This window comes from Oceanisphaera sp. (assembly GCF_052084945.1).
Classification (GTDB): Bacteria; Pseudomonadota; Gammaproteobacteria; order Enterobacterales; family Aeromonadaceae; genus Oceanimonas.
Map to the genome: position 1 here is coordinate 1 of NZ_JBQDEX010000102.1, position 10,043 is coordinate 10,043.

Annotated in this window: 8 protein-coding genes; 5 read left to right on the forward strand and 3 right to left on the reverse strand. The window is 46.7% G+C overall.

Annotation, left to right across the window (positions count from 1 at the left end; genetic code table 11):
• The 3 genes from ACTHY5_RS09505 to serA form a co-directional block, all read left to right on the forward strand.
• Positions 1-1,536, forward strand: a 1,536-nt coding sequence (locus ACTHY5_RS09505) for an EAL domain-containing protein (RefSeq protein ID WP_441879051.1), incomplete at its 5' end; no start/stop codon positions are given.
• Between the two features lie 111 nt (positions 1,537-1,647).
• Positions 1,648-2,385 (forward strand): SIMPL domain-containing protein, encoded by a 738-nt coding sequence (locus ACTHY5_RS09510; RefSeq protein ID WP_441879053.1) that lies wholly within the window; start codon positions 1,648-1,650, stop codon positions 2,383-2,385.
• 121 nt (positions 2,386-2,506) lie between these two features.
• Entirely contained in the window at positions 2,507-3,736 is a 1,230-nt protein-coding gene (gene serA / locus ACTHY5_RS09515) for a phosphoglycerate dehydrogenase (protein WP_441879055.1), read from the forward strand.
• 181 nt (positions 3,737-3,917) lie between these two features.
• Here serA and fadE read toward each other — a convergent pair whose 3' ends face one another.
• The gene (gene fadE / locus ACTHY5_RS09520; protein WP_441879057.1) at positions 3,918-6,338 is read right to left on the reverse strand and encodes an acyl-CoA dehydrogenase FadE; all 2,421 of its coding nucleotides are present in this window, start codon (positions 6,336-6,338) and stop codon (positions 3,918-3,920) included.
• A gap of 263 nt (positions 6,339-6,601) precedes the next feature.
• Between fadE and lpcA the strand changes: the two genes are divergently transcribed.
• The gene (gene lpcA / locus ACTHY5_RS09525) at positions 6,602-7,183 is read left to right on the forward strand and encodes a D-sedoheptulose 7-phosphate isomerase (RefSeq protein WP_441879059.1); all 582 of its coding nucleotides are present in this window, start codon (positions 6,602-6,604) and stop codon (positions 7,181-7,183) included.
• A gap of 5 nt (positions 7,184-7,188) precedes the next feature.
• A complete protein-coding gene (locus tag ACTHY5_RS09530) occupies positions 7,189-7,965 on the forward strand; it encodes a class II glutamine amidotransferase (RefSeq protein ID WP_441879061.1) in 777 nt (258 codons plus the stop codon).
• Positions 7,966-8,050: 85 nt separating this feature from the next.
• On the opposite strand, the gene purN is transcribed toward ACTHY5_RS09530, so the two are convergent.
• Positions 8,051-8,704, reverse strand: a complete 654-nt coding sequence (gene purN, locus ACTHY5_RS09535) for a phosphoribosylglycinamide formyltransferase (protein WP_441879063.1) — start codon at positions 8,702-8,704, stop codon at positions 8,051-8,053.
• Positions 8,701-9,738, reverse strand: a complete 1,038-nt coding sequence (gene purM / locus ACTHY5_RS09540; protein ID WP_441879064.1) for a phosphoribosylformylglycinamidine cyclo-ligase — start codon at positions 9,736-9,738, stop codon at positions 8,701-8,703. The genes purN and purM overlap by 4 nt, the downstream gene beginning before the upstream one ends.
• Between the last annotated feature and the right edge of the window lie 305 nt (positions 9,739-10,043).

The following is a 10,043-nucleotide window of genomic DNA, read 5'->3' on the forward strand; positions in this document are numbered from 1 at the left end:
GGAAAATTAACTGTAGAAGGACACCCAAGCCAAGCCTATTATCAGCTTTGGCAAGGCATGAGTCAGCTAGCAACCTGGTTTGTGCTATGTTTTGTAGTGGTTTGGGGCTTATTGGTTTTTGCACTGCGCTATTTCTTAAAACCGCTACATGATATTGAAGTTCAAGCCCGCCAAATAGAATTGCACCATTTTGGCCAAGCCATAGCACTACCCAACACCCGAGAGCTAAAAGAAGTGGTCAAAGCCATTAATAGCATGTCGGGCCAGCTAGAAATACAATTTAAAGAACAAGCCGACGAAGCAGAGCGACTCCGTCATCGGGCATTTTCGGACCCTACCTCAGGCTTAGGCAACCGTGCTTTCTTTGTCTCACAAAGTCAGTCTTGGATAAGTGAAGGGACCGGTGGGGCTGCAATATTAATTGCAGTTGATCTGCTAGAAAAGCTCGATCAAGAAGCTGGGTTTACTGCACGAGATCAAATGATAAAAGCGATTGCTACCGACTTAAGTAAGCTGTGCCAGCGTTTTAGTGAGTTTGTCTTGTCGCGTATTTCTGCCCGTGAGTTTGCGTTATTAATACCAGAAACCGATATTGAACGCTTGTCGTTATTAGGCGAAGAAATTAACCGCCAAATTGCTGAACAGGTCATTGATCCAGTTAACAGCCGCAATATATCCGTAGTGGGGATAGCCGTAATACAAGAGCAGGACGAAAGTTCTCGTCTACTGACTCGCGCCGACAATGCTTTAAGTAAAGCTCGTATGGATGAAGCGGGTGCTGTGATCATTGAGCACCATAAACAAGAGCACCAACTGGGGCGTTTGGCTTGGAAGCAATTAATAGAAACCGCCCTGACTAAGGATCTTTTTGAGCTGAGCAGCCAGGCTGTATTTGATTTTGCTGGCACCTTGCAGCACGAAGAAGTTTATGTTGCTATTCGTGCCGATAATATTACGTATGGGGCGGGTAGCTTTTTGCCCATGGTTGAGCAATTTAAGCTAGGTGAGCGACTCGACCTGCATATTATTGAGCGCGTACTAAATAAGCTAGTAACAGACTCCAAGCTGCGCCTAGCTGTTAACCTTACCCAATATAGCTGTCACCAAGCCGGTTTTTGGCACCAGCTCAATCAACTATTAGAGCAATATCCTGACGTTTGCTCTAGGTTGTTATTAGAGCTACCTGAAAAAGTGTTTTCTTTTGATAAAAACGCTCTTATGGTGCCGCTTGCCTCTTTAAAAGTAGCATGGGGAATTGACCATTTTGGAAGACATTTTGATTTATTGACCCAGCTTAGTGATTTAAGGCCCAGTTACGTTAAGTTGGATCATGGGTTTACTAGTACAGTCACGAACAACGATTATGATGATGCATTTTTAGCCGCAGTCTGTCGCTCTGCGCACAGTATGGGCGCCTTAACCATTGCGACTCGTGTAGAAACTGAACACCAGCTTGATGTACTTAAAACCTTATATGTTGATGCTTATCAAGGGTTTATTAGTCCACCACTCGCTTGGAAGAGTCGCGAGAGTTAGCTGTACACACCGCAAGTTAAGAGCGAGCGCCAATCAATAATGTGATTTATTGGCTTGCGGTGTATCATCGAAGTAGCAGTATGGTTCCCCTTTGATGATGAGGCTTTATTTATGCGTAACAGTGTTTTTCTTCTGCGTAACAAGGCGTTAGGCGTACTAACCTGCTTGCCTTTACTCGCCAGTGCCCAAGCGTTAGCCATTGCCGTACCCGACAAGCCACACCTTGTGACACAAGGACATGCCGAGATTAAAGTTGCTCCCGACATGGCTACGTTATCGGTCAAGGTAACAGCTCGTCAGTCTGATAGCCTAGCCGCTAAAGAAGAGGTAGACACTAAGGTGGCGTCCTTATTTAGTCGCCTTGCCAGTTTGGGGGTAAGTAAAAAAGATATCGACAGTGGTAATGTTATTACACGGCCCGACTATCAATACTCAAAAGACGGCGACAAACCCAAGCTATTGGGCTACCACGCTGAGCGTCAAATTAGCATACGTCTGTATGATCTTGAACACCTCAGTCAAACGCTTAATACCGTGCTAGAGCAGGGTATACAACAAATTCAGCAAGTTAATTATGGCCGCCGAAATAGTGACCAACTACGCCAGCAAGCCCGGTTGGCTGCGGTTGCTCATGCACAAGAGTTGGCTGAAGAGCTTAGCCAAGCGGCAGGGCGTGAGTTAGGGGATGTGTATGCGATTGAATATCGAGCGCCGCGCACCAACCCAGCACCCCGCCACTATGGCGCACTAAACATCAAAATGGCCTCAGAAGAAACATTAGATGCCAGTTATGTACAAAATGACATTGAGTTTAGCGATCAAGTCGACGTCGTTTTTGTTTTAAAGTAAAAAGTATCCCTTGTCTTCTCCCTGCTCGAAGAGACATACCGCGCCTTTATACATTCCCTAAGGCGCGTGTTTTTGATACTTTATAGTAAAAACCCCACGCAGTACTTAAAAGGACCAGGTAATGGCGCATCACTCTTTAGATAAAGACAAAATAAAAATTTTATTACTGGAAGGTGTACATCCAGGCTCAGTTGAGATGTTCAAAAATGCCGGTTATACCAATATTGACTACTTGAAGACGTCACTGTCTGATAGTGATTTAAAAGAGCACATTAAAGATGTGCACTTTGTTGGTGTACGTTCACGCACTCAACTCACCGAGTCGGTACTTGATGCTGCAGAAAAGCTGGTTGCTATTGGTTGCTTCTGTATTGGCACCAACCAGGTTAATTTAGATGCGGCTGCCATGCGTGGTATTCCGGTATTTAACGCGCCTTTCTCTAACACGCGCAGTGTGGCAGAGTTGGTACTGGGTGAGCTTCTATTATTATTGCGCGGCATTCCTGAGCGCAATGCCAAGGCGCATCGTGGCGAATGGCAAAAAAGTGCCAGCCATGCGTTTGAAGCTCGTGGCAAACGGTTAGGCATTATTGGCTATGGTCATATTGGTACTCAACTAAGCATTATTGCCGAAGGCATTGGTATGCAAGTGTCTTATTACGACATTGAAGCCAAGTTGTCTTTAGGTAATGCCACTCAGGTGTATAACTTAGAAGAGTTATTAGCTCAATCCGATGTGGTGTCTTTGCATGTGCCAGAAACGCCACAAACGCAAAATATGTTTGGCGCTAAAGAACTCGCGAACATGAAGCCAGGTTCCATTTTAATTAACGCATCTCGCGGTACTGTGGTCGACATTGAAGCGCTTGCTGAGGCGCTTTCTAGCAAGCACATAGCGGGTGCTGCTATTGATGTATTCCCCGTTGAGCCTAAGTCTAATGATGAAGAGTTTGTATCGCCGTTGCGTAATTTCGACAACGTGATCCTAACGCCGCATATTGGTGGTTCAACCCAAGAAGCACAAGAAAATATTGGCTATGAAGTTGCCGGTAAGTTAATTAAATACTCAGATAACGGCTCAACTCTCTCGGCGGTTAACTTCCCTGAAGTTTCTTTGCCAGAGCACCCAGATACCAGTCGTTTGTTGCATGTTCACCACAACAAGCCTGGTATTCTCAGCCAAATAGTACAAGCGTTTTCAGCTGAAGGTATTAACATTGCCTCTCAATATCTACAAACTACGCCGCACATTGGTTATGTTGTTATTGAAGTAGAAAGCGCACAAAGTGAGCAAGCGTTAGCTAAGCTAAAAGGCATAGAAGGCACCATTCGTGCCCGCATTGTGCATTAATTTGTTATCAAAGAATAAAAAAGGGGCCAACTGGCCCCTTTTTTTGTCCTGCTTCTTTTTTTAAATAGGGAAGTTTATTAACGCTGTTATCTTCACCTTATATTAAGTAATACCAATTTACCCTACAGCAGCCCTAAAACCTGATCAGTTAGTTTTCCCGATTGGTGATTGGTATAAGGTGCTAGGCGCTGCGCTTAACTGCACTGGCTAACTCTTTAGGGTCAAAGTCATCTACATTTATGGTACGCAAGCGACTGATTTCCGCTCTTTTTAATAGCAGGCGCTCTTCGCTATTAATAATATCTATACCGTAAGCTTCATCGGCTAATACATCCAACCCCGTAAAGGGACGACGGCCTAATACGTCAACTACCCTATTATAAATAGGCTCAGCCTGAATAATATCAACAAATGCTTGCTCTAACATACCCAAAGGGTTGCCCTCTTCTACGGCTAAATACAAATCTTTAGCGAGCGCATCACGGACCGTACCGGGCGATTGCAACGCTTGTGCCACCTTATGATCTAGCCGATCTGAGGGGCGAGTTAAGGCAGGACCCCACGGTTGTATTAAGGCGCTCAATAATTTTCCTAAAATAGGTGATGGAAAATTTTCTAAGAGCTCAATCACCGCCATCTCTGCTTGATACAAACTATCCTGACAGGCCCAATGTACCAAGGGTAGTAGCTCATCGGGGCGATCGTCATCGTTAAAGCGCTTTAACGTGGCTGATACTAAATATAATTGACTTAATATGTCACCTAACCGTGCCGATAATCGCTCTTTGCGTTTTAACTCACCACCAAGGGTGGCCATTGCCACATCCGATAGCAAACTTAAGTTAGCACTTAATCGATTCATTTGGCGGTAATAGGGGGCAGTAGAATCTTGCACTGGTGTTGGGCTAAAGCGAGCTTGGCTTAAGCCCAGCCAAAAACTGCGAATAGTATTACTAATAGCAAAACCAATATGACCAAATACCGCCTCATCAAACTGGCCTAGTGCCTGTTGTGCGTCCGGCTCTTGTATCGACAGCATTTCTTTAAGCACATAAGGGTGACAGCGAATGGCGCCTTGACCATAAATAATCATGCTGCGGGTAAGAATATTGGCGCCTTCAACCGTAATGGCAATGGGCGCCCCTTGATAGCCGCGCGCCAAATAGTTATTGGGCCCCATGCAAATACCTTTGCCACCATGAATATCCATAGCATCAATCAAACTATGTTGGCTGCGGTGGGTCAGGTGATATTTAACGATGGCTGAAATCACTGAGGGCTTCTCACCCAAATCAATACCGGTGACCGTCAACATGCTCGCTGCATCAGACAAATAAGCATTACCGCCTAGGCGGGCGAGAGGCTCTTCAATGCCTTCCATCTTGCCAATGGGAATACGAAATTGTCGGCGAACTCGGCTGTAAGCGCCCGAGGCAATGGCCGAAAGTCGTGTACCTGCTGTCCCCGTAGAAGGCAGTGTAATACCGCGACCTACCGACAAGCACTCAGTAAGCATGCGCCAACCTTGGCCGGCCATCTCTGGTCCACCAATGATAAAGCTTAGCGGCACAAAAACGTCTTTACCTTGGGTTGGGCCATTTTGAAAAGGCACGTTTAGCGGAAAATGGCGGCGACCAATAGCAATACCGGGCATATTTGTTGGAATTAACGCACAGGTGATACCTAGGTTAGGCTTATCGCCTAACAAGCCTTCAGGGTCTTGCAGTTTAAACGCCAAGCCAAGCACTGTGGCTATGGGGGCCAGCGTAATATAGCGCTTGTTCCACGTTAAACGCATACCTAACACTTGCTCGCCTTGCCATTCCCCTTTACACACAATGCCTACATCAGGGATGGCACCGGCGTCGGATCCCGCTTCGGGTCCGGTGAGTGCAAAACAAGGCACTTCATCGCCATTAGCCAAGCGAGGCAAATAATGATTCTTTTGCTCTGTAGTGCCGTAATGTTGTAGTAACTCGCCCGGACCTAATGAGTTGGGTACGCCTACGGTTGAAGCTAATACGGCACTGGTACCGCATAATTTTTGTAACACACGAGATTGCGCATAAGCTGAAAACTCTAAACCGCCATATTGTTTTTTGATGATCATGGCAAAAAACTTATGCTGCTTTAAATAGGCCCACACTTGTGGCGATAAATCGGCAAGCTCGTGGGTCACTTCCCAGTCGTTAGTCATGCGGCACACTTCGGCCACAGGGCCATCCATAAAGGCTTGCTCTTCATCGCTCAATTTGGGCTTAGGGTAGCTATGTAATGTTTCCCAGTTTGGCTTACCAGCAAATAGCTCAGCCTCCCACCAAGTGGTGCCAGCCTCTATTGCTTCTCGCTCTGTGGCTGACATTTCAGGCATTAAGCTTTTATAAACATTAAACATAGGCGAACTTAATAGCTGAGTACGTACCGGTTTTAGGTTAAGTATTGCGGCTATTCCCCCAAACACTAACCAGCTTATTGTGCCCACTTGCCCAAGGGCTGTGCCCAATAGCAACACCAGAGCACTGACCCAAGTTACTGTGAGCAGAGACTGGCGGCGATAAGCTAATATTCCCCAAGCGAGTATTAGTAGCAGTAAAGTCATCATTCATTAACTCCCTGTTTAATAGAGTAAAGTTAAATAGATTAGCGCTGAATAGGCCAAATTAGCCCTTGAGGTCAGACCTCTTGATGAGTCTAGTTGTAATGGATGTAAATGTTTAAAGCAAGTAATCAATAAGTTAAATACCGCCAAGCAGTCTCTCTTTGCAAAATACCAAAGGGTGGCTGCCTGGGGCTGAGCGTCGGTGCTAGGCGCTGAGCGCAATCTATGCCAAAATGAGTGTTTTGTGCTGAGTAAGAGGCAATACCATGTATCAGGATTTGATCCGTAGCGAACTAAGCGAAGCTGCTGATGTGCTTAATCGCTTCTTGTCCGACGACACTAATATTCAAGCCATTGAACAAGCGGCCAAGTTATTGGCCGAGCGTTTTAAAGACGGTGGTAAGGTTTTGTCTTGTGGTAACGGTGGCTCGCACTGTGATGCCATGCACTTTGCGGAAGAGTTGACTGGCCGTTACCGTGAAAATCGCCCCGGTTACCCTGCGATTGCCATCTCTGATCCGAGTCATTTATCTTGCGTTGCTAATGATTTTGGCTTTGAGTTTGTGTTTTCTCGTTACTTAGAAGCAGTAGGGCAAAGGGGGGATGTACTGCTCGGGTTGTCGACCAGTGGTAATTCAAAAAATATTATCAACGCCATTAATGCAGCTAAAGATAAGGGCATTAAAGTGATTGCGTTAACCGGTAAAGACGGCGGACAAATGGCCGGCTTGGCTGACGTAGAAATTCGCGTTCCTCATTTTGGTTATGCCGACCGTATTCAAGAAATACACATTAAGATCATTCATATCTTGATCCAATTAGTTGAAAAAGAAATGGAGCAAGCGTAAGCATCATGTGTGAATTGCTAGGGATGAGCGCCAACGTACCCACGGATATTTGTTTTAGCTTTACCGGTTTAATGCAGCGCGGTGGCAGAACAGGCCCTCATAAAGACGGTTGGGGTATTGTATTTTATGAGGGAAAAGGACTAAGAACCTTTAAAGACCCTAAGCCTTCTAGTCAATCGCGAGTCGCTAAGCTGGTACAAGAATACCCCATTAAAAGCTGCTCGGTGATAAGCCACATTCGCCAAGCCAATCGTGGCGGTATTGCGCTAGAAAATACGCATCCTTTTACCCGAGAGTTATGGGGGCGCTATTGGACCTTCGCCCATAACGGCCAACTAAGCGGGTACGATAAACTCGACACCGGCCGACACAATCCGGTAGGAGAAACCGACAGTGAGCTGGCTTTTTGCTGGATACTCGATGCCATGGAGCGTGAATACCCCACTCAACCCGCTGATATGTCTGAGATGTTTCGCTATGTGGCAAGCCTTTGTGATCAATTACGAGAGCTAGGCGTGTTTAATATGTTGCTAAGCGATGGCGAATATCTTATGACTTATTGCAGCAATAATCTGCACTGGATCACTCGCCGTGCGCCCTTTGGCCCCGCCCGATTGATTGACGAAGAAGTGGAAATTGATTTTCAAAAAGAAACCACCCCCAATGATATCGTCACCGTGATTGCCACCCAGCCGCTGACCAATAACGAGCAATGGCATAAAATGCAACCCGGCGAATTCAACCTATTCCACCTAGGCGAGCGCGTTGCCGGTACCCGTTAACGCAGCGCCTAGCACTAAGCGTAAAAATAAACCCCAAGCCTTGGCAGACTTGGGGTTTATTATGTTGGGCGCTGATAGTTTAACCCTATTCTTGCGCATAGCCTTGTTCGGGCAGCAAAGCGCCGTCTAAATAGACATGACCTTGTTGCATCACCACCCGACCCTCGCAAAACCAACGTACTGTGAGCGGATAAATCGCATGCTCTTGTACCTGCACTCGCTCGGCGACAGCGGCGGCGTCATCATCGGCAAAAATGGGCACGCGGGCTTGTAATATAACCGGGCCACCATCAAGCTCTTCGGTGACAAAATGCACGCTACAGCCATGCTCTTGATCACCGGCATCAATGGCCTTTTGGTGGGTATTCAACCCTTGATAACGGGGTAACAAAGAGGGATGAATATTTAACATGCGGCCTTGGTAATGTTGCACAAAGCCTGGCGTTAAAATCCGCATAAATCCCGCTAGTACCACCAAGTTAGGCTGGTAACCATCAATGGTTTCACTTAAGGCTGCATCAAAGTGTTCACGACTGGCATGATCTTGATTTGATACCACAGCGGTGGCAATGCCTGCTGCACGGGCGCGTTCAAGGCCATAAGCATCGGCTTTATTACTCATCACCGCCACTATTTCGCCACCCAGCAGGTTTGCATCGGCTTGATCCAGCATGGCTTGCAAGTTACTGCCATTGCCCGAGATCAATACCACAATGCGGGGGCTTGACTGCTCAATCATTTAATTTCAACCTGCTCTTCGCCATCAGCTGCATTATCGATTTGGCCGATTAACCAGCACTGTTCACCGGCATCTTGCATAAAGGTCACGGCAGCTTGTGCTTGATCGGCAGGCAGAGCGATCACCATGCCAACACCACAGTTAAAGGTGCGATACATTTCTGTGGTGTCTACGTTGCCGGCTGTTTGTAACCAGTTAAATACCTCAGGCCACTGCCAGCTGGTGCCGTCCACTACGGCCTTGGTGCCCGCGGGTAACACGCGAGGAATATTTTCCCAAAAGCCGCCGCCGGTAATATGGCTAAGTGCATGAATATCAAACTTCTTCAGCAGCTCTAACACTGGTTTCACATAAATGCGTGTAGGCTCCATTAGCGCGTCAGCTAAGGTGGTGTCACCTAGAGGCTGTTGCAAATCAGCCTTGCTTACTTCTAAAATTTTACGGATCAAAGAGAAGCCATTTGAGTGTGGGCCACTTGAACCTAGGGCAATGAGTGCATCACCGGCTCCTACTTTAGTGCCGTCGATAATGTCGTTTTTTTCAACCACACCCACGCAAAAACCTGCTAAGTCATAATCACCGGCTTGATACATACCGGGCATTTCTGCGGTTTCACCACCAATTAAGGCACAACCACTTAACTCACAACCTGCACCTATACCTGTGACCACATCGGCGGCCACATCCACGTCTAATTTGCCCGTGGCATAATAATCGAGGAAAAAGAGCGGTTCGCCACCTTGCACAATTAAGTCGTTAACGCACATGGCCACTAAGTCGATCCCTACACCTTGATGGCGTTTAAGATCGATAGCTAAACGAAGTTTGGTACCCACACCATCAGTTCCGGCGACTAATACCGGTTCTTTATAGCCGGTAGGCAATTGGCATAAGGCGCCAAAGCCTCCCAGCCCGCCCATCACTTCTGGGCGTTGGGTACGACGGCTAACGCCTTTAATGCGTTCAACTAGGGCATTACCAGCATCAATATCAACACCGGCATCTTTATAGCTTAGGGGTTTGTTCTGCGTCACGAGTGGTTACCTTGTCATTATTTTTAGGAGCAAGTGTTATTTTAGCTGGCCAATTTGGGGGAGGCATCAGCATAAAATACGAAGGGTCCATGTGTTTGTCATTATTACGCCCGCTATTCTAATTTAATGCGCCAGACAGTGCCACCTAAGAGACAGCTTTAAGCGTTCAGCCTGTCATTTCATCACATCTTTTGCTTACATTATAAATAAAAATGAGAGAAGTGATTTAGTCGGTTCGGCCGGCATAACGGCCGAACAAAGGGTCTTCTTCACCGACACGCTGCAAGTACCTCCCTGTAACGCTC

Bases quoted from the DNA above. Each gene is read 5' to 3' on its own strand.
- ACTHY5_RS09530 (WP_441879061.1), top strand. From the start codon at position 7,189: ATGTGTGAATTGCTAGGGATGAGCGCCAACGTACCCACGGATATTTGT.
- lpcA (WP_441879059.1), top strand. From the start codon at position 6,602: ATGTATCAGGATTTGATCCGTAGCGAACTAAGCGAAGCTGCTGATGTG.
- serA (WP_441879055.1), top strand. From the start codon at position 2,507: ATGGCGCATCACTCTTTAGATAAAGACAAAATAAAAATTTTATTACTG.
- fadE (WP_441879057.1), bottom strand. From the start codon at position 6,338: ATGATGACTTTACTGCTACTAATACTCGCTTGGGGAATATTAGCTTAT.
- ACTHY5_RS09510 (WP_441879053.1), top strand. From the start codon at position 1,648: ATGCGTAACAGTGTTTTTCTTCTGCGTAACAAGGCGTTAGGCGTACTA.
- purN (WP_441879063.1), bottom strand. From the start codon at position 8,704: ATGATTGAGCAGTCAAGCCCCCGCATTGTGGTATTGATCTCGGGCAAT.